We start from the raw sequence: 24,662 nt of genomic DNA, 5'->3' as shown, positions 1-24,662 counted from the left end.
CACCCCGCACCGCCCTCCCCGCCCCCAGACCCGCGACCCGCGCTCCCCGGATCCGGCACGGCGGTGCCGACCCCCCGAGGAGACCGCGCCCGATGACCGCACGAGTGCCCGCGACGACCTGCGCCGCCCTGGCGTTGAGCCTGCTGCTGACCTCCTGCGGCATCGTCCCCGGCCTGGGCGCGGGGGGCGGGGACGCCGGCGATCCGGCCCCCTCGGCCTCGCCGGAGGCCGCCCCGGCCCACCGCGATCTGCCCCTGACCCGCCAGGGGCGCATGTTCCTGGAGGGTGGCAGCGACGTCATGCTGGAGGTCACCTTCCGCAGGCTCCAGCACAACGGCGAGTACCTCATGCTCGAGGTCGACCACGACTTCCTGGAGCCCCTGCGCACCGGCGGCACGGCCACCGACCGCACCGCCCCCCTCCGCCTGCTCGACCCGGTCACCGGCGAGGTCCTGAGCGCCATCAAGGACCCCGGGACCGACCTGTCGCTGGGCACCTACTTCAACGAGGGCTCCGACATCACCCCCGTCCACGAGGGCGTCCCCACCACCTTCCGGCGGTACTTCCCGGCGCCCTCCCGGGACGTGGAGCACCTGACCTTCACCGGTTCGGGGCTGGGGCACGTGCCGGGGCTGCCGGTGGAGTACGTGGACGAGTTCACCCCCTCGCCCGAGCCCGACATCCACGACTACTTCAACGAGTACGCCGAGAGGACCGCCGAGGAGCTGCCCGAGGAGCTGCACTACCCGGAGAAGGTGCCCGAGCCGGGGATGGACGTGTCCCGGTTCCGCCAGGGCATCGAGAGCTTCGTGGACACCCCGGAGTCGTCCACCACCCGGTCGGGGGACACCGAGACCATCTCCCTGCACGCCGACCGGATGTTCGACGTGGACGCCGCCGAGCCCACCGCCGAGGCGGCCGAGACCATCCGGCGCACCGCCCTGACCCTGCGGGAGAACCCGGGGTCGGGCGAGGTCACCGTGGTCGGCCACACCGACGGCAGCGGCTCGCAGGCCCACAACGACGAGCTGTCGCTGCGCCGCGCGGAGGCCGTGCGCGACCTGCTGGCCGAGGAGCTGGGGGAGGGCTTCACGCTCACGGCGCAGGGGCGCGGCTCCCGGGACCCGGTCGCCGAGGAGGGCGGCGCGGACGACGAGCAGGCGCGGGCCCGCAACCGGCGGGTGGAGTTCGTCTTCACGGTGCCCGACGCCGCCGCGGCGGGCGGGGACGGGGGGCTGGAGTCCGCGGCCCGGCACGTGGCCGGGCCGGCGGTGTTCTTCGAGGAGCTGGAACCGGTGGCCGCCGCCGAGCACGGGGACGTCGAGCTCAACGTGTACCCGCTGGTGCGCGACGGCGCGTACCTGTTCCAGATGGTGGGCCTGGGGAACTCGACCCTGGCGGACCTGGAGGCCGACCTGGGCGCCGCCGGGGAGGAGGCGGGCGGGCCGGACCGGGTCACCGAGGGCACCCTGGGCGGGTTCCGCCTGCTGGAGCCGGGCGGGACGACCCGGTACGTGGTGCGCCTGGTCACCGAGGACGGCTACGAGGACTTCGCGGACGAGGTCCTGACCCTGTCGCCGGGGGACGAGTACCTGGCCCTGGCGGTGTTCCCGGCGCCGGGGCCGGAGGTGGAGTCGATGACCCTGCACGCGGGCGCCTTCGGGGAGTTCCCCGACGTGCCCATCCGGTAGGAGGGCGCGGTGGCGGGCCGCACCCCGGCGCCCCACGGCCCGGCACGCGTTCGACCCGGGCGCCGCCGCGGTCCGGGCCGACGCGGCCCGCCGCAGAGCGGACGCTTCCCCGCAAAAGCACCTCCCGGCGGGTTAACGTGGCCCCGACGCACTCCCGACCCGAGGAAGCGGGTGCAGCCACCGTGCACGAGGACACCTCCCGGCTGGTCGCCCGGGCCACCGACGCCCTGATCCGGTCCATGGCCGGTGACGAGGCCCCGCAGTGGCGGCTCACCCTGGAGGGCTACGCGGAGCTCTTCGCCAGGGCGAGCCACGTGGCCGCTGCGGAGCTGCAGCGCTCCCGCGCCGAGGTGGCCGCCCGGCCCGACCTGGCGCCGGAGGCGGCGGGGGAGTGGCGGCCCAAGCTGCGGCGGCTGCTGGAGGCGGACCCGGGGGCGGCGGAGCGGCTCGGGGACCTGCTGCGGAGGCTGGACGCGCCCGCCCCGGAGGGGACGGCGAACACCGTCGACGGCGGTGTCTCGGGCGGTGTGGTGGTGCAGGCCCGCGACGTCGGCGGCGTCGGCGACACCGTCCGGGGGGACCGCATCGACCAGTCCGGGGCCACGGCGGGCCGCGACGTGATCGGCGTCCAGTACAACGGCGGCCGCGACCGGTAGCCGTCAGCGTCCGAGGACCCCCACCCCGCGGCCCCGAGCACTCTACGGGGCCGGCGCCCGTGCCTCAGCCGGTGAAGGGCTCGGCGACGAGGCGGCCCCACGCCACGAAGCAGTTCAGGGCGAGGTAGACCAGGTCGACCGCCATCAGCTTGAACTCGCGGCGGCGGATGCGCGTGATCGCCGCGCCGACCATGATCAGGGCCAGGCCGATGGCGGCCAGCGGCGCCAGCACCGGGGCGATGCCCAGCAGCGGCGGCAGGATCAGGCCCAGCGCTCCCAGCACCTCCAGGGCGCCGATGGCCTTCACCGTGCCGGGGCGGACGTCCTCGACCCACTGCGCGGCGGCCCCGGTCGCGAGGATCTTCTCCTTGGGGATGAGGATCTTGCCGCCGCCGCCGAAGAAGTAGGCGGCGGCCAGCAGTCCGGCGACGATCCACAGCGCGATGTCCACAGGGGTCCTCCTCGTTCGTTCTCACCCCTGTGGACACCGGTCCCCGGCCGAATGTGACAGGGCCCCGGCGGCGGCGCGGCTCAGCCCGCCCCCTTCTCCCCGGTCGGCGAGCGCACCGCGAGCAGGACGGCGGCGGCCGGCGTCTCCAGGGCGCGGTCGGGGGACGGGCGGCCGGGCAGGTCGGGCTCGGAGTGGAGGATGCGGTGGGCCGCCGCGTGCGCGAGGTCCGTCGGCGCAGGGGTTCCGGCCGCCGGGGTCAGGTGTCGGCGGCGTCGAAGCGGTCGCGGGCCCGTTCGATCTCGGGGGTGTGGTCCCGGATCCAGGCGAGCAGCACGTCCACCGGTTCCCGCATCGTCTTGCCCAGGGGCGTGATCCGGTACTCCACGGCGACGGGCCGGGTGGCGACCACCTCCCGTTCCACGATGCCGTTGCGCTCCAGGCGGCGCAGGGTGGCGGTGAGCGACTTCTGGGTGACGGCGGGGATCGCGCGGCGCAGCCCGTTGAACCGGGAGGGGCTCTCGCACAGCACGGCGAGCACCTCCAGCGACCACTTGTCCAGGACCTGGTCCAGGAGTTCGCGGTGGGGTGCGGTGATCTCCAGGGCGTCGTGGGCCCGCGGGGAGGTTTCCGGCATGACACCTGGTCTCGTTGAAGTTTCTTTCGGCTACCAGGTACCAAGGGTAAACCACTTCGGCACCCGTCACGAGGAGACCGCCATGGCCGTCCGCCGCTTCACCCCCGAGGGCATGATGCAGCCCGTCCCCTACCACCACGTCGCCGTCGGGACCGGTACCCGGCACGTGCACGTCAGCGGCCAGATCGCCCGCGCCGCCGACGGCTCCCCGTCGGCCCCCGGGGACCTGGCCGGGCAGGTCGCCCATGCCCTGCGCAACACCGCCGCCGGCCTGGCCGGGGCGGGGGCGACCTTCGCCGACGTCCTGCGCCTGACCTTCTACGTCACCGACTGGGAGCCCGAGAAGATCGGCGCCTTCATGGAGGGTGTGGAGGAGGTGTCGGCTGAACTGGGCCTGCCGCGGCCGATGCCCCCGGCCTCGCTCATCGGCGTGGACCACCTCTTCGAGCCCGACGTGCTGGTCGAGGTCGAGGCCACGGCCCTGCTGGACTGACCCCCCGGGGTTCAGGCGAGGCGGGCGGCCCGGTCCAGGAGGTACTTCTCCTCGACCGGGTTGACCGCCAGGGCGGCCGCGGCGCGGTAGGCGGCGACGGCGCCAGCCGCGTCCCCGGTCTCCTCCAGCAGGTGGGCCCGCACCGCCGGGTGCCTGCGCCGCGTCAGCGGGTCCTCGGCCAGTCCGTGGCGCCGGTCCAGGTCCGCGAGCAGGGCCAGCCCCCGCTGCGCGCCGTAGGCGCGGGCGACCGCCACCACCCGGGCCAGCCGTACCGGGGCGCTGGGGGAGAGGCGCTCCAGCCACAGGTACAGCACCGCGATCCGGGTCCAGTCGGTCTGTTCCGGGGCCGGGGCGGCGGCGTGCACGGCCGCGATGGCCGCCTGCAACCGGTACGGCCCGGTCTCGTGCGGGTCCCAGGCGGCGTCGAGCAGCTCCGTCCCCTCGTCGATCAGTGCGCGGTCCCACAGCGTCCGGTCCTGATCGTCCAGGGTCAGGAGTTCGTCGTCGTGCCCGGTGCGGGCGGGCCGCCGCGCCTCGGTGAGCAGCATCAGGGCCAGGAGTCCGGCCGCCTCGCCGTCGTCGGGGCGCAGGTCGCGGAGCATGCGGGCCAGCCGGATCGCCTCTGCGGACAGGTCCGTGCGGGCCAGCGATCCCCCGGTCGTGGCGGTGTACCCCTCGTTGAAGACGAGGTAGAGCACCCGCATCACGGAGGCCAGGCGCTGCTCCAGGTCCTCGTCGGTCGGCGGGGTGAACCGGGCGCCCGCGCGGGCCAGGCGCTGTTTGGCGCGGCTGATGCGCGTGCCCATGGTCGCCTCGGTCGTGCCGTGGGCGTGGGCGATCTCGGCCGTGGTCAGGCCGCCGACGGCGCGCAGGGTCAGGGCCGCCCGGTCCGCCGGGCCCAGCACCGGGTGGCAGCACAGCAGGAGCAGGGTGAGGCTGTCGTCGGCCGCCGGCGCCGGGGGCGCGGACCGGCCGGGGTCGAGCAGGACCGACTCGGCCGCCCGCTGCTCGCGCAGGCGCCTGGCCTGGTCGGAGCGCAGGAGGTCGACCATGCGGCGGTAGCCGACCCGGATGAGCCAGGAGCGGGGTTCGCGGGGGACCCCCTCCTCGGGCCAGGTCCGGCTCGCGGCCAGCAGGGCCTCCTGCACCGCGTCCTCGGCGAGGTCGAAGCGGCCGAAGCGGCGCACCAGGGCGCCGAGCACCTGCGGCGCCTCGGTGCGCAGCAGGTGCTCGGTCTCGGGGTTCACGCGGCGAAGTCCTCACCCATGATCGGCCGGATCTCCACGGGTTCCCCGAGCGCCTCCACGATCCGGGAGGCGATCTCGACGGCGCGCTCGTGGCCGGACACGTCGATCACGGCGAAACTGGCCAGGACCTCCTTGAGCTCGGCGAAGGGCCCGTCGGTGGCGACCACCCCCTCGGGTGAGCGGCGGACTGTGGTGCTGACGGCGGGGTGGCCCAGCCCTTCGGTCGAGACGAGCTCGCCGGTGTTGAGCAGTTCTTTTTCGAGCCGCTGGTAGGCGGCGAACGCGTCGAGCGCGTCCTGCGAGGGCGTGTCGGCGGTCGCGGCGTCCCAGGCCGCGGCCGGGGTGTAGCCCAGGAGTAGGTATTTCACGGTGTCCTCGTTTCCGGTGGCGGTGTGAGCACGGTAACCGTCCGGGCCGGTCGGTGCGGCCGCCGCGCCACCGCGGTCATCGGGTGGCGGCGACGGCGCCCGCGGGTCCTTCCCGGCGGTTCCTCTCCGGTACCTCGGAGCCGGCGCCGGGACTCCGACACCCAAAAAGAGTGATCTGGATCACATTGAAAACCTGTCGGAAGGCGCGTGCCCGCCGCGAGGTGTCGGTGCAACCCCGATCGAGGAGGACGGCATGAACGAGAACACCCGGCCGAGCGAAGCGGTCACGGCCCTGGGCCGGCTCGTCGGCACCTGGGCGGTGACCGGCGGCGCCGAGGGCACCGTGCGGTACGAGTGGATGGAGGGCGGGTTCTTCCTGCTCCAGCACGTGGAGCTCACCCAGTTCGGCGAGCCGGTCACCGGCATGGAGGTCATCGGCAACCTGCACCCGTTCGGGGAGCCGGTCGGCTCCGACGTGGTGTCCCGGTTCTACGACTCCCGGGGCAACACCCTGGACTACGTCTACGAACTGGTCGGCGACACCCTGACCATCTGGGGAGGCGTCCGGGGCGGCCCCGCCTACTTCACGGGGGAGTTCTCCGCGGACGGCTCCACCGTCACCGGCGCGTGGGTCTACCCCGGCGGGGGCGGCTACGACTCCACCATGACCCGGATCTGAGGCCGGGGACCGTCGCGCCCGGGGCCCGCACCGCACGGCGCGGGCCCCGGGCCGTGCGGCGCGGCCCTCAGCGCAGGCGGTCGTAGACCAGGGTGACCGTCCCGTGCTCGCCCGCGGCGTGGGAGGCCAGGGCCCACTTCTCGGCGGGCAGGCCGTCCTCGAACAGGCGCGGGCCGCCGCCGATGAACTCGGGGACGATCATCAGCGCCAGCCGGTCGACCCGGTCGGCGGCGAGCAGCGGCCTGATCAGGCTGGCGCTGCACGGCACGAGGATGTCCCCGCCCTCCTGTGCCTTGAGCCCGTCGACCACCTCGGCGGCGGGGGCGTTCTCGATCCGCGCGCCCTCCCACGGGGAGGCGTCCAGGGTCCGGGACAGGACCACCTTCTCGGTCTCGGCCAGCCAGGCGGCGAACCCCCGGTCGCGGGGGTCGGCCGTCTCGTCGTGGGCCACCGGCGGCCAGTAGCCCAGGAACCCCTCGGCGTTGACCCGCCCCATCAGCGCCGTGGTGGCGGTCCGCCACAGGTCCGTGAGGTGGTCGCGGGCGACGTCGGTGACGGCGTACGGCACCACCCAGGCGTGGTCCTGCGGGCCGCCGGGCCCGCAGTACCTCCCGTCGAGGGAGAGGTTCATGTTCGCGATGACCCTGCGGTCGGCGTGGCCGGTCATTTCGTGCTCCTCGGAGTGTCGGAAGGGGTGCCGCCGACGGTGGCGGCGAGCCGGTCCAGGGCCTGGTCCCAGCCCAGGCCGATGCCGGCGACGAAGTCGGCGGAGGCGACGGTGCTGTCGGTGATCCGCAGCCGCACGCGGAGCCGGGTCGCGTCCCCGGCGTCCTCGAGCGCGAACCCGTAGTGGCCGGTGAACGCGACGCCGCCCCCGGGCAGCAGCGGGGAGAGCCGGAAGGCGATCCGCTCGCCCGGGACGGCCTCGTCCACCACCCCCTCGGCGCGGCCCACGACACCGTCCGCGCCGGAGGTGTCGGCGGCGTCGCGGTAGGCCAGCACCGCCCGGCCGCCGGGCCGCGCCTCCAGGGCGGCCTCGGTGACGGCCAGGTCGTCCGGCGTCCACCAGCGGGCGAGCAGGTCGGGCTCGGTGAGGTGGCGCCACACGGTCTCCCGCGGCGCGTCCAGTACGCGTGTGAAGGCGAAGCTCCGCTCGTCGGCCCAGCGCTCCCGGTCGGCGGCGCGCGTCTCGGCGGCCAGCGACGCGGTGTAGGCGTCGAAGGACCCGCGGTGCTCGCGTGCCTGCCCGGCCAGCCCGTCCAGGAGGCCGGCCAACTCGCGGAGCGGGCCGGGCTCCAGGGCGTAGATGCGCCGGTTGCCGGTGCGGTGGGAGGTCACCAGGCCCGCCCGCTCCAGGCGTTGCAGGTGTTTGGTCGCCTGCGGTTGGCGCAGTCCGGCGCGTTCGGCGACCAGGCCCACCGACAGCGGGCGCTCCGCCAGGATGCGGGCGATGCGCAGCCGGGCGGGCTCGCCCAGCGCCTCCAGTCGTTCGTGCATGACCCGAGTATTCACTACAGAGAATATTCCTGTCAAGGAATGCTCTGGTTCGGGTGCCGGAGCCCGATCGGCCCGGCCCGATAATGTCCCGGTGACCACCCCCGAAATCTCGGCCCGTGAGGCCGAAGTGCTCGACCTGCTCGGCGGGCACCTCAGCAACGCGGAAATCGCCGCACGGCTGTTCATCTCCGTGCGCACCGTCGAGTCGCACGTCTCCTCCCTGCTGCGCAAGCTCGGAATGCCCGACCGCCGGGCGCTCGCCCGCGCCGCTGCCGAGCGCTCCCGCGGCGGGGGGCGGGACCGGTCGGCTCCGGCCCTGCCCGCGCCGCTGACGACGTTCGTCGGCCGGGTGGGGGAGCGCCGCGACCTGGCCGAGGCGGTCCGCGGGCACCGCCTGGTGACCGTGGTCGGCGCCGGCGGGGTGGGCAAGACCCGCCTGGCCCTGGCGGTGGCCGCGCAGGCCGCCGACGACTTCCCCGACGGGGTGTGGTTCGCCGACCTGGTCCCGCTCACCGAGCCCGGGCGGGTGGGGGCGGCCGTGGCCGCGGCGGTCGGCGTGGGCGAGCGCCCCGGCGGCGACTTCGACGAGGCGGTGTCGCAGGCCCTGGCCGACCGCCGGGCCCTGCTGGTCCTGGACAACTGCGAGCACGTGCGCGAGGGCGTCGCCCCGTTCCTGGAGCGGCTGCTCACCGCCTGCCCGCTGCTGCACGTGCTGGTCACCAGCCGCGCCCGGCTGCTGGTGCCCTTCGAGCGCACCTTCCCGCTCCCGCCGCTGTCGCTGGAGGGCGGCGAGGACTCCGAGGCGGCGGCCCTGTTCCTGGAGCGCGCCGCGGCGGTCGGCCCGCCGCCGGGGACGTCGGTGGGCGAGGAGGTCGCGGCCGTCTGCGAACGGCTCGGGGGCATGGCGCTGGCCATCGAGCTCGCGGCGGCCCGGTGGTCCACGCTGGGCCCGGACGGCCTCATGGCCGGGCTCGCCGACCAGCTGCGCGTGCTCACCGGCGGCCCCCGCGCCGACGACCGGCACCGGTCGGTGCGCGCGGTGCTGGACTGGAGCCACGGACTGCTGGAACCGGAGGACCGGGCCCTGCTGCGCCGGGTCTCGGTGTTCGTGGCGCCGTTCACCCCCGAGGCGGCCGCCGAGATCGCCGGGTTCGCGCCCCTGGACGGGGCCGCGGTGGTCGACGGGCTGGGCAGGCTCGCCGAGCAGAGCCTGCTCTCGGTCGCCCCCTCCTCGACCGGGACCCGCTACCACGCCCTGGAGACCATCCGCCAGTACGGGGCCGAGCACCTGGCCGGGGCCGGCGAGCAGGACGAGGTGCGCGCCCGCCACCTGCGCTGGTGCCTGGCCCGCGCCGCCGAGCTGGAGGGCGGCGGGGGAGCCGGCTGGCGCACCCGGTTCGACGCCGTCGCCGAGGACCTGCGCGCCGCCCTCACCGCCACCGCTGAACGGCCCGAACACCGCGCCGGGGCCCACCGGCTCGCCCTGTCCATGGGCGGCCTGGCCTTCACCCGCACCCTGCTCGGCGAGGCCCAGCAGCGGTACGTGCAGGCGGCCGGGCTCGCCGACCGGGACGGCCCCGCGGTCGCGGCGCTGCGCAGCGCCGCCGCGGTGGCCGGGTGCCGCGGGCTGGACGGCGACTCCTACCGCCTGCACCGCTGGGCCGCCGTGGCCGCGGAACGCGCCGGCGACGGCCCGGCGGCGGCACGGGACCTGGCCGACTCGGCCGTGATCGCGTACCGCTTCTCCACGTCCTTCGCGCAGCTGCCCCCCGCCGAGGAGGTCAAGGAGGCGCTCGCGCGCGCCCGCGATCTGGCCGACGACTCCCCGGCCTCGCGGGCGGCGCTCGCCCTGGCCGAGGCCGCGGTGGTCGCGGACGCCTTCGGGGCGCTCCAGGGGGATCCGGACAATCCGGCCTCGGAGACGGTGGCCAGCGCCCGGCACGCCGTCGACCTCGCCCGCGAGGCGGGGGACCCGGTGGCCGAGTCCGCCGCCCTGGACGCGCTCTCCGGCGCCCAGTGCTGGACCGGGGACTCCTTCGCCTCCGCGGAGGCGGCCCGGCGCCGGATCGAGATCCTGGACCGCGTCCCGCCCTCGCCCGCCGCCACGCACGAGCTGATGGACGCCCTGGCCATGGCCGCGGCGACCGCGATCGGCGTCGGCGACCTGCCCCGGGCCCGCCGGTGGGGCCGGCGGATGGCCGACCACCCGCTGCTGTCCGAGGCGGGGCACCACGCCGCCTCCTGGCTCCTGGTCGCCGACGCGTTCGCGGGCGAGGTCGAGGGGGTGCTCGCGGGCGCCGAGAGGTTCAGGGAGGCCTGGCAGCGCAGCGGCCGGCTGCGGACGCGCTCCCTGGGTCCGGCCGCGGCGGCGGTGGCGATGGTCCACGGCCTGCGCGGGGACCCCGACGCCCGGGCCGAGTGGCTGGAGGTCATCGACCGGGCGGGGCCCGGGGACGACCACCGCCTGGGCTACGGGGCGGTCTTCGACGCCCTGCTCCTGCTCCACCACGGGGACGCCGACAGCGCCCTGGAGCGTGTCGCCCCCGAGCCGGAGCGGGTGTGGAAGTGGGTGTGCTGGGTGTGGCTGCACTGGTACACGGCGCTGCGGGCGGAGGCGGCGGTGCTCGCCGGGCGCGCCGACGCCCGGGAGCTGGTCGACGCGGCCCGGGCGGTGGTGGCCGGGAACCCGGTGGCCACCGCCCAGGTGGAGCGGGCGCGGGCGCTCCTGGACGGCGACGCGCCGGGGCTGCCGGCCATCGCGGCGGCGTTCGAGGCGGCGGGCTGCCGCTACCAGGCGGCCCGCACCCTGGTGCTCGCCGGGGGCGGGCACCGGGCGGCGGGCGAGGCCGCGTTCACCGCCCTGGGCCTGGTCCCGGGGACCTGAGCGGCCCGTCCGGGGCCGCCTCCGCGAGGGCCTCCGCGGCCCCCGCGGAGGCGGCCCCGGCGGGGGAGGGCCTCAGCCCGCCGCCCGGCGCACCAGGTCGGCGATCCGCTTCTCGACCTCGTCGGTGACCTCCACCAGGGCGAACGCGGTCGCCCACATCGGCCCCTCGTCCAGCAGGGCCGGGTCGTTGAACCCCAGCGTGGCGTAGCGCGCCTTGAACTTGGCCGCGCTCTGGAAGAAGCAGACGACCTTGCCGTCCAGCGCGTAGGCGGGCATCCCGTACCACGTCTTGGGCGCCAGCGAGGGCGCCTCGCGGGTGACGATCGCGTGCACGCGCTCGGCCAGGACCCGGTCCTCGTCGGGCATCTCGGCGATCTTGGCGAGCACGTCCCGCACCGCCTCGGCGGCCTTCTCCTCGCGCGAGGCCCGCCGCGACGCCTTCTTCTGCTCCTGGGCGTGCTCCTTCATCGCCGCCCGCTCCTCGGCGGTGAACCCCTCGTACGTTCCCTTGTCGGCCATGGTCGCTCCCCGTCGTCGTGGATGGTGCCCGGCCGGGTCGTCCCGGCCCCTTGTGACCACCATCCTGCCCCGGCACGGGTCAGGGGCGCCTCCGTGGTGGCCACGGAGACCACCACGGATCGCGGTCCCGGTGGTCCTGCCGGGGCGGGCGGCGCCGCACCGGGCGGGGCGCCCTCGGCCCGGCGGCCGGCGGAGACGATAGAGGACCGCGCACCTATGGGACCATGCACATATGTGCGCTATCCTCTATCCATGTCATTGCGGCACGCCATCCTCGGCATCCTGTCCATCCGACCCATGAGCGGCTACGACCTCAAGAAGGCCGTCGACGGCAGCGTCGGCCACTTCTGGACCGCCGACCAGTCGCAGATCTACCGGACCCTCTCCGCCCTGGTGGAGGAGGGGCTGGCGTCCCGCGGCACCGTCGTCCAGGAGGGCCGCCCCACCCTGCACCCCCACACCGTCACCGAGGCAGGACTGGCCGAGCTCGACCGCTGGCTCGCCTCGCCCCTCAAGACCCCGCCCACCCGCGACGCCTTCCTGGCCCGGGTGTTCTTCGCCGACCGCCTGCCGCCCGAGGACGTCCGCGCGCTCCTGGACGCCCGCCGCCGGGAGATCGCCGCGGAACTGGCCGAACTGGAGGCCGTGGAGACCCCCGACCCCGCCGACCTGCCCGAGGGCGTCTCCGCGCTGGGCTACCAGCTGCGCCTGGCCGCCCTCGACAACGGCATCGCCCACGCCCGGGCCGAACTCGCCTGGCTCGACGCCACCGAACAACGACTCGAACGGATCACCCCATGAGCCCGCCCCCCGCCGCCCGGCTGCACCGGATCGCCGCCCGCTACGCCGCCAGACCCACCGTGTCGGCCTTCGCCGCCGCGATCGAGCAGCCCTCCACCGGGTTCTCCTGGAGCCACGGCGACACCGAGCGCCCCTACTTCATCGCCAGCATCACCAAGCTGTACACCGTCGCGGTCGTCATGCAGCTGCGCGACGAGGGCGCGCTGACCCTGGACACCCCCGCCGCCGACCTGATCGGCGCGGACACGATGCGCGGCCTCAACACCCACGGCGGGCGCGACCACGGACCGCGCATCACGGTGCGCGAGCTGCTGTCGCAGACCTCCGGCATCCCCGACTACTTCGAACAGAAGCGCCCCGACGGCACCACCTTCCTGGACGACGTCCTGCGCGCCGACGCCGCCTGGACCGCCGACGAGCTCATCGACATGGCCCGCCGCCTGCCGAGCCCGTTCGCCCCCTCCACTCCGGGCCGGGCGTACTACAGCGACACCAACTACCAGCTGGTCGGGCGCATCATCGAGACCGTCACCTCCGGGAGCCAGGAGGAGGCCCTGCGCACCCGGATCACCGGCCCGCTGGGCCTGCGCGACACCTGGATGCTCACCCCGGACACCCTGGACCGCTACGGCGAGGCCGCCCCGCTCCTGCACCGCCGCCGGGCCCTGCGCATCCCCCGCGCGATCGCCTCGTTCCCGCCCGACGGCGCGGTGGTCTCCACCGTCTCCGACCAGCTGCGGTTCCTGCGGGCGTTCACCGGCGGCCGGCTGTTCCCGGAGCACTACCTGGCCGAGATGACCGCGCGCTGGAACCCGGTCTTCTCACGCCTGACCCCCATCGACTACGGGACCGGGATCATGCGGTTCCGGGTGCCCCGCGTGCTGTCGCCGTTCGCGCCGGTCCCGACGATGGTCGGCCACTCCGGCGCCTTCGGCAACGCCCTCTACCACCTGCCCGGACGGGACCTGTACGTGGCCGCCACCGTCAACCAGATGGAGCCGCGCTCCCTGGTGCACGGCCTGGTCGCGCAGCTCGTCGCCCGGCTCTGAGGGGCGGCCCGGGGCCCGGTTCAGCCGGGGGTGTCCAGCCGCTGGGTGCCGACCACCGAGAGCAGGCGCAGGGCGCCCTCCGACGGGGAGCCGGGCTCGGCCGTGTAGATGACGACCCGCTGGTCCCGGTCGGCGACGTCCAGGACGTCGCAGTCCAGGGTGACCGGCCCCACCAGCGGGTGCTCGATGGTCTTGCGCAGGGCGGGGGCCGGGCCCACGTCGTGGGCGGCCCACAGCCGGGCGAACTCCGCGCTGCCCGCGAGGAGGTCGCCCACCAGGGCCGCCACCTCGGGGTCGTCGGGGTAGCGGGCGGCGGTGACGCGCAGGTCCCGGGCCGCGATCCGGGAGAACGCCGCCAGGTCCGACAGCCGGTACCGCCGCCGGTCCGATCCCGGCGGGGCGAGGAAGACCTGCCGCACGAGGTTGCGGTCCTCGCGGGACAGGGCGGAGAAGTCCCCCATCAGGGCGGCCGCCAGGTCGTTCCAGGCGATGACCTCGTAGGTCGCCGACAGCACGACCGCCGCGGCGCCCGGCAGTTTGCCCAGCAGGCGCAGGATGCTCGGGCGCACCTCGCGGGAGGGGCCGGCCGGCGGTCCGGGCGGGGAGCCGGCGAGGTAGTAGAGGTGGTCGCGTTCGGCGTCCGACAGGCGCAGCGCCCGGGCCAGCCCGGCGAGCACCTCGCGGGAGGGGTGCGGGCCGCGCGCCTGCTCCAGCCGCGTGTAGTACTCGGTGGAGATGAACGCCAGCTGCGCCACCTCCTCGCGGCGCAGCCCCGGGGTGCGGCGCCGCGGACCGGCGGGCAGGCCCACGTCGGCGGGGGTGATGCGCTCGCGTCTGCCGCGCAGGAAGCCGGCCAGCTCTCGTCTGTCCACCCTCCCAGTGTGCCCGGGCGGCGGGGCCGATCCAGGTACCGCCGGTACCTGGATCCGTTCCGCCGCCGGGCCCACGCTCATGGCCATGGACACTGTGAACGAACACGACACCCGCACCCTCGGCCTGCTGGCGGACCGGACCGTCCTGGTGACCGGCGCGAGCAGGGGCATCGGCGCCGCCGCGGCGCGCCTGTTCGCCGCCGAGGGGGCCCGGGTCATGCTCACCGCCCGGACCGGGGACCGGCTCAAGGCCGTGACCGAGGAGATCCGGGCCGCTGGCGGCACCGCCGAGTACACGGTCTGCGACCTGGGCGACACGGACGCCGTCCGCGCCGCGGTCGAGCGCACCGTCGAGGTGTACGGCCGGCTCGACGCCGCCTTCAACAACGGGGCGGTCGCCCTGCCGCCCGGCCCGCTCGACCAGGCCCCCGAGGCCGACCTGGACCTGATCTACACCGTGAACTTCAAGGGCACCTGGGCGGCCCTGGCAGCCCAGGTCGCCGCCATCCGCGCCACCGCGGGCACGGGCGCCATCGTCAACTGCTCCTCCGTCGGCGGCTGGCGGGGCAACGCCCTCCTGCCCGCCTACGGGGCGATGAAGCGGGCGCTCAACAGCCTCACCGAGTCGGCCGCGATCACCTACGGGCCCGAGGGCATCCGCGTCAACGCCGTCGCGCCCGGCACGACGCTGACCGACATGGTGGGCGCCTGGGAGGAGGTGTCCCCGGGCATCGTCGACGTCCTCAACGCCCGGACCCCGCTGCGCCGGGCGGCCGAACCCGGGGAGATCGCCCAGGCGGTCGCCTGGCTGCTCAGCGAGCGGGCCTCCTACGTGACCGGGGCGGTCCTGCCGGTGGACGGGGGGCTGCACACGGCGTGACCCGCTCTCGGCCGCGGGGGCCGACCGGCCGTGCCCGGCGCTTTCCCGGGTAGGGATCCCGGCGGCCCCCGCGGGGGGGCCTGCGAGCCGAGACCGGAGGGATGCAGCGCGGTGGGAGACGACAGTGCGGCCGACGAGGCGGCGGAGCGGCGGTTCTTCGCGGGCCTGCCCGCGACACGGGGCGCGGCCGGAGCGCTGATCCTGTCCCCGGCGGGGGAGGTCCTGCTGGTGGAGCGCACCTACAGGCCCGACGCGCCCTGGGGCCTGCCGGGCGGCATCGTCGAGCGCGACGAGTCCCCGCTGGCCGCCTGCCGCCGGGAGCTGGCCGAGGAGCTGGGGATCGCGGCCGCCGTCCGGCGGCTGGTCGCCGTGGACTGGGTGGCGGCCGAGGGGGTGCGCACCACCGCCCTGCACTGGCTGTTCACCGCCGAGCTGCCCGGGGGCGCCCGGCTCAGGCTGCCCCCGGAGGAGCTGTCCGGGTGGACGTGGGCGGACCCCGGCCGCGTCGGCGGCCTGCTGGCCCCGCACACGGCCCGCCGGGTCGCGGCGGGCCTGGCCGCCGCCGCGGCGGGGGAGACCGTGTACCTGCCGTCCTGGGCGCCTGAGCGCGCTCGCAGGGGCGGGCCGGTGCCCCATGGTCCGCGGCGGCCGGACCCTGAGGTGTTCCTGAGGCGGCCGTGAGCCCGTCCGGACCCGGGGCGGGCACTCTCACGGGTATGAGCACACCCGCCGACAGCGGCCCCATCGACAGCCCCGACCCCTCGGTCGCCGAACACGTGCGCCGGTACATCGCCACCGGCGGCGCCAGCGGCTACCTGGAGGGCGGGACGACCAACCTCGTCCTCACCCACCGCGGCCGCACCTCGGGGCGGCTCTACCGCACCGGCCTGTTCTTCGGCACCGACGGGGACTCGCTGGTGCTGGTCGCCTCGGGGGCGGCGATCACCCACACCCACCCGCAGTGGTACCTCAACGTGACCGCCCACCCGGAGGTGGAGGTCCAGGTGCGCGACCGGCGCCTGCGCATGCGCGCCCGCACCGCCCAGGGCGCCGAACGCGAACGCCTGTGGGCCATGATGGCCGGGCGCGCCCCGGTCTACCGCACCTACTACGAGCCCCGTACCCGCCGCACCATCCCGGTGGTCGTCCTGGACCCGGCCGACCCGGCCTGACCGGGGCTATGAGGCGGCAGCCTGGGCGATGGCCTGGGCGTGGAGGCTGAGCCGGTTCCGGTGAGTCCGGGGGGAGAGCGGCGCGGCGTCGATCGCCGCGCGCGCCGTGGCCGGGTTCCGTGACGGGGACGCGGCGCCGCGGGGCTTGACCCTGCCGCAGGGTCAACCCCCCAGCATGGGCCGCACCACCCGTACCGAGAAAGGCGGCGACCCCGTGCGCCACTTCACGATCCACCACGACGGAGCCGCCATCGCGGTCTCCCGCGGCGGCAGGGGCCGCCCGCTGGTCCTGTGCCCCGGCCTCGACACGACCCGGGCCGAGCTGGGCGAACTGGTCGGGCTGCTGCGGCGCGACCACGACGTCGTGGCCTTCGACCTGCGGGGCCACGGCCTCTCCCCGGCCGCCGGCCGCTACACCTTCGAGGCGTTCCTCGGCGACCTGTCCGCCGTGATGGCGCGCACGCGGCGACCGGGGGCGGCGCCCCTGCTGGTGGGCTACTCCCTGGGCGCGGACCTGGTCGTGCACTACGCCTCGGAGAACCCGGACGGCGTCGCCGGACTGGTTCTCATCGACGGGGCGAACCCGGTTCCCGAGCCGTTCGTCACCGAGGACCTCCTGCCGCTGTTCCGTGCGATGTGGGAGGACGCGGCGGCCCGGCGCGCGGCGGACCTGGGCACCGACCGGCAGGTGCTCCTCACCGGCCGCGAGATCCTGGACCTCAACATCGAGGTCGACGCGATCCGGGCGCGGATCCTCGACCGCTACCGGAGGATCGTCCCGCCCGTCACCGTGATCGCCTCGGCCTCCCTGTCCGGGGGCGGCGCGGGGGTGCACGGGGAGCGCCTGGACCGGAACTGGCGCGCCGGCATCGACCGGCTCGTGCGCGAGCTGCCCCGCGTCGCGGTCACGCGGCTCGACGCCGACCACCGGATGCCGTTCACCCACGCCGCGGAGATCGCCCGGATCATCCGCGGGGCGCACGGCGGTCCGGCGACGACCGCGTAGGAGGCTGGTCCGATGCTGACCATCGGAGAACTGGCGTCCTACGCCGGGGTGACGGTGCGCGCCGTGCGGCACTACCACGCCGAGGGGCTGCTGGCGGAGCCGGAGCGGGACCGCTCCGGCTACCGCCGGTACGGCGCCGACGCCGTGATCGAGCTGATCCGGATCCGCACACTCGCCCGGGCCGGGGTCCCGCTGTCGCGGGTGCGGGAGCTGCTGCGCGCCGACCGGGAGGGGTTCGCCGCGGCCGTGGACGACATCGACGCGCGGCTGCGGGCCGAGATCCTGCGGTTGCAGCACCATCGGGAGCAGATCGCCCGCCTGGCCGCCGGGGACGGCCTGGTGCTGCCGCCGGAGGTGGTCGGATACCTGGAGCGGCTCCGGGAGCTCGGGGTCGACGAGCGGATCGTCCGGGCCGAGCGCGACGGCTGGATCCCGCTGGCCGCGCACGCGCCCGAGCGGGTCCCGGCGTGGATCGCGCGCAAGACGGACCAGATCCGCGACCCGCGGTTCGCCGACTTCTACCGGACCCTGAGCTCGGTCCTGGACCGCGACGACGACCCGCGACTGGAGGAGCTCGCCGACGGGCTGGCGTCCTACATCACCGGGCTGGCCGAGGAGAAGGGCGACGCCTATGTGGACGACGTCGACGTGGAGCCGACGATGGCCGGCCTGATGGACGCGCTGGCCTTCGACACCGTGCCGCAGGCCCGCCGGCTGATCGAGCTGCTGCGCGGCCGGGGCTGGTCCGGCTGGACCAGACTGGCGCGGGTCGAGGGGGACACCGGCCCCCGGTGAGGCCGCGGGGGTGGGCGGCCCCCGGGCGCGGCGGACGGCCCGTGCGGCGCCGAACTTCGATCCCGCTCGTACAATGGCCGCATGCACACCGAGCGGATCCCACCGCACCCCGACGTCGCGGCCCTCACCCTGCAGCGGCTCCTGGAGGCGCTGGTGGACCCGGTGCGACGCAGCATCGTCGAGCAGCTCTACGACGCCTCGGCCGACGTCGCCTGCGGCGGCTTCGACCTGCCCGTCGGCAAGTCCACCGCCACCCACCACTTCCGGGTGCTGCGCGAGGCCGGGCTCATCCGCCAGTACTACGAGGGCACCTCGCGGATGAACACGCTGCGCCGCCGGGAGATCGACGCCGCCTTCCCCGGCCTGCTGGAGTCGGTCGTGGCCGCGGACCGGGCGGACCGGGCCGCCGCCCGCTGAGGCCAGCCGCGCGGGTTTGCGTTCGAGCGCGCTCGAAGGCCTAGCGTCCCGCGCATGACGACGACACCGAAAACCTGGATCATCACCGGCGCCTCCCGCGGCCTGGGACGCGCCCTGGCGCAGGCGGCCCTGGCCGCGGGCGAGCGCGTGGCGGCCGCCGTGCGCGACCCCGGCGGCGTCGCCGACCTGGCCGCCGAGCACCCCGACCGCTTCCTGGCCCTGGCCCACGACGTCCGCGACACCGCCGCCGCCCCGTCCCTGGCCCGGGCGGTCCTGGACCGGTTCGGGAGCATCGACGTGCTGGTCAACAACGCGGGGCGGGCCGTGGTCGGAGCGGCCGAGGAGGTCGGCGACGGCCCGCTGCGCGAGCTGATGGAGCTGCACCTGTTCGGCCCCGCCGCCCTGGTCCGCGCCGTGCTGCCCGCCATGCGCGCCCGCGGCGCGGGGACGATCGTGCAGATGAGCAGCCAGGGCGGGCGGATCTCCTTCCCCGGGGTGTCGGCCTACTCCGCGTCCAAGTTCGCCCTGGAGGGCTGGTCGGAGTCCCTGGCCGGGGAGGTCGCGCCGTTCGGGGTGCGGGTGATGCTCGTGGAGCCCAGCCGGTTCCGGACCGGCTTCAACGGCGCCGACGTGCTGGAGTTCGCCGCCGACTCCGCGGTCTACCGCGACGTGCTCGCGGCGGTGCGCGCCGACATGGCGGGGGCGGACGGCCGCCAGGAGGGCGACCCCGAGCGCGCGGCCGGGATCATCGTGTCCCTGGTGCGCGGCGGGGAGGTGCCGCTGCGGCTGCCGCTGGGCCGCGAGGCCGTCGAACGCCTGGGCGCGGCCCACCGGCGCGGCCTGGCCGAGCTGGAGCGGTGGGCCGGGACCGCCCGCGACGCCGACTTCGCCGGGGTGCCGGCCTCGGTCCGGCCGGTCTAGTCTGGCGCCATGGCCACCGATGAGCTGATGAACCGGGCCCTGGCCGCCCTGGAGGACGGCGCCCCGCCGTCGGTCGAGGCGATCCACCGGCTCACCGACCCGGCCGTCGCCACCGGGCCGATGACGATCGCCGAGGTCGCGGACCGGCTGGAGCTGTCCCCGCACACACTGCGCTACTACGAGCGCGTGGGGCTGGTCCGGGTGGCCCGCGACTCCGGCGGGCACCGGGTGTACGACGCCGGGGCGGTGCGGCGCCTGGTGTTCCTGACCCGGATGCGGCTGTCCGGGATGGCGGTGCGCGACCTGCGCCGCTACGTGGAGCTGGTCGACGCCGGGGAGCACACGGTGCCCGAGCGGCTGTCCATGCTGCTCGAGCACCGCGAGGCCACCCGCCGCCGGATGCGCGAACTGGCCCTGTCCCTGGCCGCGATCGACTACAAGATCGCGACCTACGGGGGAGCGGCCGGCCCCGAGGGGGTCTAGGCCAGGGGGCCGCCGGCGCCCAGGGCCAGGTCGGCGAACCGCTCGCCAATGCGGCGGTGCGCCGCGGTGTCCGGGTGCAGGGAGTCGGGCAGGGGCAGCTCGGCCGCGTCCGCCTCCCCGTACAGCTCCAGGCCGTCCAGGTAGTGCAGGTGCGGGTCGTCGGCCGCCCGGTCGGCGACGATGCGGGCCAGCTCGCCGCGGATGTCGGCGAGCGCGAGCCGACCGGCCGCACGTGCGGCCGCGTCGCCCCCGGCCCGGTAGGACAGCCGGCCCTCGGCGAGGGCGGACATGTCCATCTGCGTGGGCCCGGGGACCTCCTCGTGGATGGCGCAGTGGATCGGGGAGACCACCAGCAGCGGCGTGTCCGGGTGGCCCTCGCGGACGGTGTCCAGGAACCCGTGCACGGCCGGGCCGAAGGCGCGCCGGTGCATGGCGTCCTGGTTGACGACGTTGATGCCGAGCTTGACGCTGATCGCGTCCGCGGGGACCTCGCGCAGGGTGCGGGCGGTGAAGGGGTCCACCATGGCGTTGCCGCTCAGGCCCAGGTTGACCAGGTCGACCCCGGCGCGCAGCGCGGCGACGGCGGGCCAGGTGGCGGTGGGGCCCGCGGCGTCCGAGCCGTGGCTGATGGAGCTGCCGTGGTGCAGCCAGACGCGCCGCCCGCCGGCGGGCGCGGGGGCCACGGGGGCGTCGGTGCGCAGGGCGACGGGGATGGTGGCCTCGTTGTGCGGCAGCCAGATCTCCACGTCCTTGTCCCGGTCGGGCAGGCCGGTGAAGCGGACGGTCCCGACGGGGCCCCGGCGGTGCGCGACGGCACCGGTGGCCATGTCGATGACCAGGGTGTCCCCGCCGTCGACGTGCCCCTGGGCGGTGAGGCGACCGTCCACGAGCAGGTCGTAGACCCCGGCGGGGCGCGGCGGGGCGCCGGTGAAGGTGCGCTTGGTGGGCAGGGCGTCGAGTTCGACGACGGTGGCGCGGGTGCGCAGGGCCAGGCGGACGCCGGAGGTCTGGGCGGCGATGTGGTCCATCATCGGGTCGGGCGCCTGGGCCAGGGCCCGCCGGGGCAGGCGCATGGGGCGGGGGCCGTGGGCGGTGGGCCGGATCTCGACGGCTCCGCGCAGCAGGTCGGCGGTGACCGGGGTGGTGACGGGGTCCATGGCGGGTTCCTAGTGGTGGTCGGGTGCGGGCCAGTTCCGCAGCAGGGAGTCGAGGGCGTCGATGGTGCGCGACCAGGTCGCCTCGGTGTCGGGGGCGCTGTGGTCGAAGCCCCCGCCCATCTCCAGGCTCACGTAGCCGTGCAGGGTGGCGCCCAGCAGCCGGACGGCGTGGGTCTCCTCGGCACCGGGCAGGTCGTAGCCGCGCAGGGCGGCGCGGGTCATCCGGGCGTGCCGGGGTCCGGCGCTGGCGGCCGCGGTGGCGGCGTCGAGCCGGAACCGGGTGGCGTCGTAGCGGCCGGGGTGCTCGCGGGCGTAGTCGCGGTAGACGTCCGCCAGCGCAGCCAGGGCGTCCCTGCCCGAGCGCCCGGCCAGGGCGTCGGCGGCCCGGTCCGCGAGCTCCTCCAGAGCCAGCAGGGCGATCCGGGTCTTGAGGTCGTGGGAGTTCTTCAGGTGCGAGTACAGGCTCGCGACCTTGACGTCGAACCGGCGGGCGACCTCGGAGAGGGTGACGTGCTCGAACCCGGCCTCATCGGCGAGTTCGGCCCCCGCCCGGACGAGGAGCCCGGTGCTGAGCCCGGCGCGTGCCATCATGACCTCCCTTTTCGGCTGCAACGACCCTACATATGCCTAAAGACTTTAGGTAAGTACTGAATCCCTGTAGGGAGTGCGATCCCGGTCACGCCGACCGCACGCGCGGCCGCGCGGGGCCCTTCCCGCGGACCGGGCCGGAGCATGGGTTCGGCGGATGGACCCTCGGAAATGGACCGACGAGGCCGCGATCGCGCGGTGGGACGCCTCCGCCACCCGGGAGGCCATGGAGGCGCACGGCCGGGACGGCGACTTCGCCGAACGGCACCTGGCCGACCCGGCCCTGCTGCGGATGCTCGGGCCGGTGTCGGGGCTGCGGGTCCTGGACGCGGGCAGCGGCGACGGCTACCTGAGCCGGATGCCGGCCGCGCGCGGGGCGCGGGTGGTGGGGCTGGAGCCCGCCGGGGCGATGGTCGCCTTCGCCCGGGAGCGGGAGGAGCGCGACCCCCTGGGGGTGGAGTACGTCCAGGGGGACCTGGCCCGGACGCCCGTCCCGGGCGGGCCGTTCGTCTTCGGGATCGTGCACCCGGCCTTCGAGGGGCCGGCCGGGAGCCGGCGCCGGCACGGCGAGTACCGGCAGGGCCGCTACCTGGAGGAGTACGTGGTGCACGGCCCCGCCGCGCCGGACTTCCACCGGCCGCTGTCGGCGTACCTGAACGAGGTCGCCGCCCTGGGGCTGCGGCTGCGCGAGGTCGCCGAGCCGGGGCTGGACCCGGACGCGGCGCGCGAGGCGGTGGCGGCGGATCCGGGCGTCGGGGCGTACGTCAGGATGCCGAACTTCCTGTTCGTGGCGGCCGAGGCGCCCTAGGCCTCCAGGCCGCGTTCGATGCGGTACTGCTCGGCGAGTTCGGGGTACTCCTGCGCGGGCACCTCCACCAGGTGGGCCGGCCGGCCCAGGGACTCCCCGATGCGCTCGGCCGCCGCGCGGGCCGCGCCGGCGGTGGCGTACACCCCCGCGACGACGGTGTGGCCGGTGCCCACGGGGTCGGGCTCCTCCTCTTCCAGGCGCACGCCCGTGCTCCAGGGGATCGGGCAGGGGCCGTCGTGCTCGGGTTCGGGGCACAGCAGGCGGGCGACGGCCCCGCCCTGCGCCAGGGCCTCCTCGCCGGTGGCGAAGCCGGGGACGAGGATCTCGAAGGTGCGGGGCCGGTCGGTGCTCATGGGGTCCCTCCTCGGTGCGGGCCCGGTCGACGATAGTCCCGCCGCCCCGGCCGCGCACCCGGTTTTCACAGGTCGGCACCGCGGTCGGGTCCGCGCCGCCCCTGGCCGCGGTCCGGGCTCAGGAGCCGTCGCCGGTGAAGTAGTGGGAGATGTCCTCCCACGTGAAGGGCTCGCGCCAGGCGGGGGCGCCGGTGAGCCAGCCCGACATCGCGATGACGACCTCCTCGGGGGACTCGGTGTACGTGCGGTGGTGCTCGGTCGGGCCGCCGTCGCGGTACTCGAGCTGGTACCGGCCCTCCCGATGCCTCCACAGCACCTGCACGTAGTGGTCGTCGGCGCGTTCGACGATGAGGAACTCGTTGCCCGCCTCCAGGCCCGTCACCATCGTGTCCACGTCCCGGGGGGTGGGGTCGTGGACCGTCCGTCCGCTCTCGTCCCATGCCTTGGTGGTCATGGGGCGAGTATCGGCCACGGGTGCGACATCCGCGACCACTACTCCCCAACATTCCTTTTGACTCCCCACTAAAGGGAAGTTTAGAGTACAAAAAAGCACTCCAATGGGGAGTGATGGGGGAGGAAGGGGAGTTCCGATGAACGCCATCTACCGGTCCGAGGCCGGGGAGCGGGAGGTCCGGCGGCGGTACCTGGAGGCGCTGGACGCCTGGCCGGTGCCCGCCGAGCAGGTGCGCCTGCCCACCCGGGAGGGCGAGACGTTCGTCCTGGCCTGCGGCCCGCGCGACGCGCCGCCCGTGGTGCTGCTGCACGGCTCGGGGGCCAACTCCTCGGTGTGGGCGGGCGACGCCCCCACCTGGTCGCGGCACCTGCGGATGTACGCCGTGGACCTGGTCGGCGAGCCCGGGCTGAGCGCCCCCGCCCGCCCCGCCCTGGACTCCGACGCCGTCGCCCTGTGGCTGGACGACGTCATGGACGGACTCGGCCTGTCCCGGGCGGCCTTCGTGGGGATGTCCCTGGGCGGGTGGACCGCCCTGGACCACGCCGTCCGCCGGCCCGGGCGGGTCGAACGGCTGGCGCTGGTGTGCCCCGGCGGCATCGGCCGCCAGACCCCGCTGCGGCTGGCCTCGGCCCTGGCCTGGACCCCCTTCGGCCGGTGGGGCAGGCTCCGCTCGGTGCGCGCCGTCCTGGGGCTGCACGAGCCCCGGTACGCGCCGCTGGTGGAGGAGGTCGCCGCCGCCTTCGGGGAGTTCCGGCCGCGCACCGAGACCCTGCCCGTGTTCTCCGACGCCGACCTGCGCTCCCTGGACATGCCGGTGAAGGCCGTGATGGGCGACAGGGACCTGATGCTCGACTCGGCGGACACCGCGCGGCGGCTGCGCGCCCACGTCCCGCACGCCGAGGTCACCGTGCTGCCCGGCGTCGGGCACGCCGTCATCGGGCAGGGCCCCGCGGTGCTGGACTTCCTACGCGCCTGAGTGCTCCGGGACCTCCAGCTGCGCCTCCAGGGAGTCCAGGACGGAGGCCAGCCCCGCCCGGAACGTCTCGCGGGCCTCCTGCTCCAGGTAGGGCTCGGACTCGTCCCCGTTGGCGAACGCCCCCGCCCGCGCCATCGCGGTCAGGGTGGGGAAGCGCGCGCCGAAGTCCGGGGCGACCTCGTCCAGCAGGCCCGACCGCTCGCGCCACCACACGTCCTCGGGGATCCCGGTGACCGCCCCCGCCCGGCGGGCCTCGGCGGCGACCTGCACCTGGCCGCGCACCAGGTTGAACAGGGTCCCGTAGGCGGTGCGGATGCGCGCCGGGGGCAGGCCCGCCCGGTGCAGCACCGCCGCCAGCGACTCGAAGAGCCGGTACTCGTTGGGGCCCAGCACCGGGCGGGCGGTGGAGACCTCCAGGGTCCAGGGGTGGCGCAGGTAGAAGTCCCACAGCCGCACGGCCCAGGCCTCGGTCGCGGCGCGCCAGCCGGGGGAGCGGTCGGCCTCCGCGGCGTCGGCGGGCTCGCCGAAGACGTGGTCGTACATCAGCTCGACGAGTTCGTTCTTGCTGGCCACGTAGGTGTACAGGGACATGGCGGTGCGGCCCAGGCGCTCCCCGACCGCCCGCATGGACAGCGCCTCCATGCCCTCGGCGTCGGCCACCTCCACGGCGGTGGCCACCACCAGGTCCACGGTGAGCTCGGGCCGGCGGCCGGCGGCCGGGGCGGGGGCCGCCTCACCCGGGGAGCGCCACAGCAGGGACATCGTGCGGCGTGCGTCTCCGCGCCCGGGGTACACGACCACGAATGTCCTC

Annotated in this window: 30 protein-coding genes; 17 read left to right on the top strand and 13 right to left on the bottom strand. The window is 75.6% G+C overall.

The window, feature by feature from the left end; genetic code table 11:
* The first annotated feature begins 92 nt into the window (after nucleotides 1-92).
* The gene (locus ACFVNO_RS23490; protein WP_355268917.1) at nucleotides 93-1,691 is read left to right on the top strand and encodes an OmpA family protein; all 1,599 of its coding nucleotides are present in this window, start codon (nucleotides 93-95) and stop codon (nucleotides 1,689-1,691) included.
* Between the two features lie 182 nt (nucleotides 1,692-1,873).
* A complete protein-coding gene (locus ACFVNO_RS23485) occupies nucleotides 1,874-2,347 on the top strand; it encodes a hypothetical protein (protein ID WP_378895712.1) in 474 nt (157 codons plus the stop codon).
* Nucleotides 2,348-2,411: 64 nt separating this feature from the next.
* On the opposite strand, the gene ACFVNO_RS23480 is transcribed toward ACFVNO_RS23485, so the two are convergent.
* Together ACFVNO_RS23480 and ACFVNO_RS23475 are read right to left on the bottom strand one after the other, a co-directional pair.
* Nucleotides 2,412-2,798 carry a DoxX family protein gene (locus ACFVNO_RS23480; RefSeq protein ID WP_220561230.1) on the bottom strand — a complete coding sequence of 129 codons (387 nt, stop codon included), beginning with the start codon at nucleotides 2,796-2,798 and terminating at the stop codon, nucleotides 2,412-2,414.
* 256 nt (nucleotides 2,799-3,054) lie between these two features.
* Nucleotides 3,055-3,432, bottom strand: coding sequence for a helix-turn-helix domain-containing protein (locus ACFVNO_RS23475; protein ID WP_355268913.1), 378 nt, complete (start codon nucleotides 3,430-3,432; stop codon nucleotides 3,055-3,057).
* 82 nt (nucleotides 3,433-3,514) lie between these two features.
* On the opposite strand from ACFVNO_RS23475, the gene ACFVNO_RS23470 reads away from it, so the two are divergent.
* On the top strand, nucleotides 3,515-3,925 hold the full coding sequence (locus ACFVNO_RS23470) for a RidA family protein (protein WP_355268911.1): 411 nt from the start codon (nucleotides 3,515-3,517) through the stop codon (nucleotides 3,923-3,925).
* Nucleotides 3,926-3,936: 11 nt separating this feature from the next.
* On the opposite strand, the gene ACFVNO_RS23465 is transcribed toward ACFVNO_RS23470, so the two are convergent.
* A complete protein-coding gene (locus ACFVNO_RS23465) occupies nucleotides 3,937-5,172 on the bottom strand; it encodes an RNA polymerase sigma factor (protein ID WP_378895710.1) in 1,236 nt (411 codons plus the stop codon).
* Entirely contained in the window at nucleotides 5,169-5,540 is a 372-nt protein-coding gene (locus ACFVNO_RS23460) for a YciI family protein (protein ID WP_378895708.1), read from the bottom strand. Before ACFVNO_RS23460 ends, ACFVNO_RS23465 begins: the two co-directional genes overlap by 4 nt.
* A 253-nt stretch (nucleotides 5,541-5,793) precedes the next feature.
* Between ACFVNO_RS23460 and ACFVNO_RS23455 the strand changes: the two genes are divergently transcribed.
* Complete coding sequence (locus ACFVNO_RS23455) at nucleotides 5,794-6,219, top strand: hypothetical protein (RefSeq protein WP_355268905.1); 426 nt, start codon at nucleotides 5,794-5,796, stop codon at nucleotides 6,217-6,219.
* Between the two features lie 67 nt (nucleotides 6,220-6,286).
* Here the strand turns inward: ACFVNO_RS23455 and ACFVNO_RS23450 are convergent, their stop codons facing one another.
* Both ACFVNO_RS23450 and ACFVNO_RS23445 read right to left on the bottom strand, forming a co-directional pair.
* The gene (locus ACFVNO_RS23450) at nucleotides 6,287-6,886 is read right to left on the bottom strand and encodes a dihydrofolate reductase family protein (RefSeq protein ID WP_378895706.1); all 600 of its coding nucleotides are present in this window, start codon (nucleotides 6,884-6,886) and stop codon (nucleotides 6,287-6,289) included.
* Nucleotides 6,883-7,716, bottom strand: coding sequence for a metalloregulator ArsR/SmtB family transcription factor (locus tag ACFVNO_RS23445; RefSeq protein WP_355268901.1), 834 nt, complete (start codon nucleotides 7,714-7,716; stop codon nucleotides 6,883-6,885). The genes ACFVNO_RS23450 and ACFVNO_RS23445 overlap by 4 nt, the downstream gene beginning before the upstream one ends.
* 91 nt (nucleotides 7,717-7,807) lie before the next feature.
* Between ACFVNO_RS23445 and ACFVNO_RS23440 the strand changes: the two genes are divergently transcribed.
* Nucleotides 7,808-10,600 carry an ATP-binding protein gene (locus ACFVNO_RS23440; protein ID WP_378895704.1) on the top strand — a complete coding sequence of 931 codons (2,793 nt, stop codon included), beginning with the start codon at nucleotides 7,808-7,810 and terminating at the stop codon, nucleotides 10,598-10,600.
* A 72-nt stretch (nucleotides 10,601-10,672) separates the two neighbouring features.
* Here ACFVNO_RS23440 and ACFVNO_RS23435 read toward each other — a convergent pair whose 3' ends face one another.
* Nucleotides 10,673-11,119 (bottom strand): hypothetical protein, encoded by a 447-nt coding sequence (locus ACFVNO_RS23435; protein WP_220561209.1) that lies wholly within the window; start codon nucleotides 11,117-11,119, stop codon nucleotides 10,673-10,675.
* 252 nt (nucleotides 11,120-11,371) lie between these two features.
* On the opposite strand from ACFVNO_RS23435, the gene ACFVNO_RS23430 reads away from it, so the two are divergent.
* Both ACFVNO_RS23430 and ACFVNO_RS23425 read left to right on the top strand, forming a co-directional pair.
* Complete coding sequence (locus ACFVNO_RS23430; protein ID WP_220561207.1) at nucleotides 11,372-11,920, top strand: PadR family transcriptional regulator; 549 nt, start codon at nucleotides 11,372-11,374, stop codon at nucleotides 11,918-11,920.
* On the top strand, nucleotides 11,917-12,969 hold the full coding sequence (locus tag ACFVNO_RS23425) for a serine hydrolase domain-containing protein (protein ID WP_378895702.1): 1,053 nt from the start codon (nucleotides 11,917-11,919) through the stop codon (nucleotides 12,967-12,969). Before ACFVNO_RS23430 ends, ACFVNO_RS23425 begins: the two co-directional genes overlap by 4 nt.
* Before the next feature lie 20 nt (nucleotides 12,970-12,989).
* Here ACFVNO_RS23425 and ACFVNO_RS23420 read toward each other — a convergent pair whose 3' ends face one another.
* Entirely contained in the window at nucleotides 12,990-13,841 is an 852-nt protein-coding gene (locus ACFVNO_RS23420) for a helix-turn-helix transcriptional regulator (RefSeq protein WP_355268895.1), read from the bottom strand.
* Nucleotides 13,842-13,926: 85 nt separating this feature from the next.
* Between ACFVNO_RS23420 and ACFVNO_RS23415 the strand changes: the two genes are divergently transcribed.
* The 8 genes from ACFVNO_RS23415 to ACFVNO_RS23380 all read left to right on the top strand — a co-directional run bounded on the left by ACFVNO_RS23415 (nucleotide 13,927) and on the right by ACFVNO_RS23380 (nucleotide 19,515).
* Nucleotides 13,927-14,721, top strand: a complete 795-nt coding sequence (locus ACFVNO_RS23415; protein WP_378895699.1) for an SDR family NAD(P)-dependent oxidoreductase — start codon at nucleotides 13,927-13,929, stop codon at nucleotides 14,719-14,721.
* 111 nt (nucleotides 14,722-14,832) lie between these two features.
* Entirely contained in the window at nucleotides 14,833-15,402 is a 570-nt protein-coding gene (locus ACFVNO_RS23410) for an NUDIX domain-containing protein (RefSeq protein WP_378895697.1), read from the top strand.
* Nucleotides 15,403-15,437: 35 nt separating this feature from the next.
* The gene (locus ACFVNO_RS23405; RefSeq protein ID WP_355268889.1) at nucleotides 15,438-15,893 is read left to right on the top strand and encodes a nitroreductase/quinone reductase family protein; all 456 of its coding nucleotides are present in this window, start codon (nucleotides 15,438-15,440) and stop codon (nucleotides 15,891-15,893) included.
* A gap of 175 nt (nucleotides 15,894-16,068) precedes the next feature.
* Nucleotides 16,069-16,899 carry an alpha/beta fold hydrolase gene (locus ACFVNO_RS23400; protein WP_378895695.1) on the top strand — a complete coding sequence of 277 codons (831 nt, stop codon included), beginning with the start codon at nucleotides 16,069-16,071 and terminating at the stop codon, nucleotides 16,897-16,899.
* 12 nt (nucleotides 16,900-16,911) lie between these two features.
* The gene (locus tag ACFVNO_RS23395) at nucleotides 16,912-17,694 is read left to right on the top strand and encodes a MerR family transcriptional regulator (RefSeq protein ID WP_378895693.1); all 783 of its coding nucleotides are present in this window, start codon (nucleotides 16,912-16,914) and stop codon (nucleotides 17,692-17,694) included.
* Nucleotides 17,695-17,775: 81 nt separating this feature from the next.
* A complete protein-coding gene (locus tag ACFVNO_RS23390) occupies nucleotides 17,776-18,111 on the top strand; it encodes an ArsR/SmtB family transcription factor (protein ID WP_378895691.1) in 336 nt (111 codons plus the stop codon).
* Between the two features lie 54 nt (nucleotides 18,112-18,165).
* Nucleotides 18,166-19,032 carry an SDR family NAD(P)-dependent oxidoreductase gene (locus tag ACFVNO_RS23385; RefSeq protein ID WP_355268885.1) on the top strand — a complete coding sequence of 289 codons (867 nt, stop codon included), beginning with the start codon at nucleotides 18,166-18,168 and terminating at the stop codon, nucleotides 19,030-19,032.
* A gap of 9 nt (nucleotides 19,033-19,041) precedes the next feature.
* Nucleotides 19,042-19,515 (top strand): MerR family transcriptional regulator, encoded by a 474-nt coding sequence (locus ACFVNO_RS23380; RefSeq protein ID WP_378895689.1) that lies wholly within the window; start codon nucleotides 19,042-19,044, stop codon nucleotides 19,513-19,515.
* On the opposite strand, the gene ACFVNO_RS23375 is transcribed toward ACFVNO_RS23380, so the two are convergent.
* Nucleotides 19,512-20,672, bottom strand: a complete 1,161-nt coding sequence (locus tag ACFVNO_RS23375; RefSeq protein WP_378895687.1) for a GDSL-type esterase/lipase family protein — start codon at nucleotides 20,670-20,672, stop codon at nucleotides 19,512-19,514. The genes ACFVNO_RS23380 and ACFVNO_RS23375 overlap by 4 nt on opposite strands.
* Before the next feature lie 9 nt (nucleotides 20,673-20,681).
* Complete coding sequence (locus ACFVNO_RS23370) at nucleotides 20,682-21,260, bottom strand: TetR/AcrR family transcriptional regulator (protein ID WP_378895757.1); 579 nt, start codon at nucleotides 21,258-21,260, stop codon at nucleotides 20,682-20,684.
* A 157-nt stretch (nucleotides 21,261-21,417) separates the two neighbouring features.
* On the opposite strand from ACFVNO_RS23370, the gene ACFVNO_RS23365 reads away from it, so the two are divergent.
* Nucleotides 21,418-22,068: a class I SAM-dependent methyltransferase gene (locus ACFVNO_RS23365; RefSeq protein WP_355268879.1), complete on the top strand. Its 651-nt coding sequence runs from the start codon at nucleotides 21,418-21,420 to the stop codon at nucleotides 22,066-22,068.
* Here ACFVNO_RS23365 and ACFVNO_RS23360 read toward each other — a convergent pair.
* Entirely contained in the window at nucleotides 22,065-22,421 is a 357-nt protein-coding gene (locus tag ACFVNO_RS23360; RefSeq protein WP_355268877.1) for a hypothetical protein, read from the bottom strand. The two genes, ACFVNO_RS23365 and ACFVNO_RS23360, sit on opposite strands and share 4 nt — an antisense overlap.
* A 118-nt stretch (nucleotides 22,422-22,539) precedes the next feature.
* The gene (locus tag ACFVNO_RS23355) at nucleotides 22,540-22,875 is read right to left on the bottom strand and encodes a hypothetical protein (RefSeq protein ID WP_378895684.1); all 336 of its coding nucleotides are present in this window, start codon (nucleotides 22,873-22,875) and stop codon (nucleotides 22,540-22,542) included.
* Between the two features lie 136 nt (nucleotides 22,876-23,011).
* On the opposite strand from ACFVNO_RS23355, the gene ACFVNO_RS23350 reads away from it, so the two are divergent.
* Nucleotides 23,012-23,851, top strand: a complete 840-nt coding sequence (locus ACFVNO_RS23350) for an alpha/beta fold hydrolase (RefSeq protein ID WP_378895682.1) — start codon at nucleotides 23,012-23,014, stop codon at nucleotides 23,849-23,851.
* Here ACFVNO_RS23350 and ACFVNO_RS23345 read toward each other — a convergent pair.
* Entirely contained in the window at nucleotides 23,840-24,652 is an 813-nt protein-coding gene (locus ACFVNO_RS23345) for a TetR/AcrR family transcriptional regulator (RefSeq protein WP_355268871.1), read from the bottom strand. The genes ACFVNO_RS23350 and ACFVNO_RS23345 overlap by 12 nt on opposite strands.
* Nucleotides 24,653-24,662: the final 10 nt, after the last annotated feature.

Source organism: Nocardiopsis sp. NPDC057823 (genome assembly GCF_042797335.1).
In the GTDB taxonomy this organism is placed as follows: Bacteria; Actinomycetota; Actinomycetes; order Streptosporangiales; family Streptosporangiaceae; genus Nocardiopsis; species Nocardiopsis changdeensis.
This window is presented reverse-complemented; position numbering and strand designations above follow the sequence as displayed.

Bases quoted from the DNA above. Each gene is read 5' to 3' on its own strand.
- ACFVNO_RS23490 (WP_355268917.1), top strand. From the start codon at position 93: ATGACCGCACGAGTGCCCGCGACGACCTGCGCCGCCCTGGCGTTGAGC.
- ACFVNO_RS23475 (WP_355268913.1), bottom strand. From the start codon at position 3,432: ATGCCGGAAACCTCCCCGCGGGCCCACGACGCCCTGGAGATCACCGCA.
- ACFVNO_RS23470 (WP_355268911.1), top strand. From the start codon at position 3,515: ATGGCCGTCCGCCGCTTCACCCCCGAGGGCATGATGCAGCCCGTCCCC.
- ACFVNO_RS23455 (WP_355268905.1), top strand. From the start codon at position 5,794: ATGAACGAGAACACCCGGCCGAGCGAAGCGGTCACGGCCCTGGGCCGG.
- ACFVNO_RS23450 (WP_378895706.1), bottom strand. From the start codon at position 6,886: ATGACCGGCCACGCCGACCGCAGGGTCATCGCGAACATGAACCTCTCC.
- ACFVNO_RS23445 (WP_355268901.1), bottom strand. From the start codon at position 7,716: ATGCACGAACGACTGGAGGCGCTGGGCGAGCCCGCCCGGCTGCGCATC.
- ACFVNO_RS23435 (WP_220561209.1), bottom strand. From the start codon at position 11,119: ATGGCCGACAAGGGAACGTACGAGGGGTTCACCGCCGAGGAGCGGGCG.
- ACFVNO_RS23430 (WP_220561207.1), top strand. From the start codon at position 11,372: ATGTCATTGCGGCACGCCATCCTCGGCATCCTGTCCATCCGACCCATG.
- ACFVNO_RS23425 (WP_378895702.1), top strand. From the start codon at position 11,917: ATGAGCCCGCCCCCCGCCGCCCGGCTGCACCGGATCGCCGCCCGCTAC.
- ACFVNO_RS23415 (WP_378895699.1), top strand. From the start codon at position 13,927: ATGGACACTGTGAACGAACACGACACCCGCACCCTCGGCCTGCTGGCG.
- ACFVNO_RS23405 (WP_355268889.1), top strand. From the start codon at position 15,438: ATGAGCACACCCGCCGACAGCGGCCCCATCGACAGCCCCGACCCCTCG.
- ACFVNO_RS23400 (WP_378895695.1), top strand. From the start codon at position 16,069: ATGGGCCGCACCACCCGTACCGAGAAAGGCGGCGACCCCGTGCGCCAC.
- ACFVNO_RS23395 (WP_378895693.1), top strand. From the start codon at position 16,912: ATGCTGACCATCGGAGAACTGGCGTCCTACGCCGGGGTGACGGTGCGC.
- ACFVNO_RS23390 (WP_378895691.1), top strand. From the start codon at position 17,776: ATGCACACCGAGCGGATCCCACCGCACCCCGACGTCGCGGCCCTCACC.
- ACFVNO_RS23385 (WP_355268885.1), top strand. From the start codon at position 18,166: ATGACGACGACACCGAAAACCTGGATCATCACCGGCGCCTCCCGCGGC.
- ACFVNO_RS23380 (WP_378895689.1), top strand. From the start codon at position 19,042: ATGGCCACCGATGAGCTGATGAACCGGGCCCTGGCCGCCCTGGAGGAC.
- ACFVNO_RS23375 (WP_378895687.1), bottom strand. From the start codon at position 20,672: ATGGACCCCGTCACCACCCCGGTCACCGCCGACCTGCTGCGCGGAGCC.
- ACFVNO_RS23370 (WP_378895757.1), bottom strand. From the start codon at position 21,260: ATGGCACGCGCCGGGCTCAGCACCGGGCTCCTCGTCCGGGCGGGGGCC.
- ACFVNO_RS23365 (WP_355268879.1), top strand. From the start codon at position 21,418: ATGGACCCTCGGAAATGGACCGACGAGGCCGCGATCGCGCGGTGGGAC.
- ACFVNO_RS23360 (WP_355268877.1), bottom strand. From the start codon at position 22,421: ATGAGCACCGACCGGCCCCGCACCTTCGAGATCCTCGTCCCCGGCTTC.
- ACFVNO_RS23355 (WP_378895684.1), bottom strand. From the start codon at position 22,875: ATGACCACCAAGGCATGGGACGAGAGCGGACGGACGGTCCACGACCCC.
- ACFVNO_RS23350 (WP_378895682.1), top strand. From the start codon at position 23,012: ATGAACGCCATCTACCGGTCCGAGGCCGGGGAGCGGGAGGTCCGGCGG.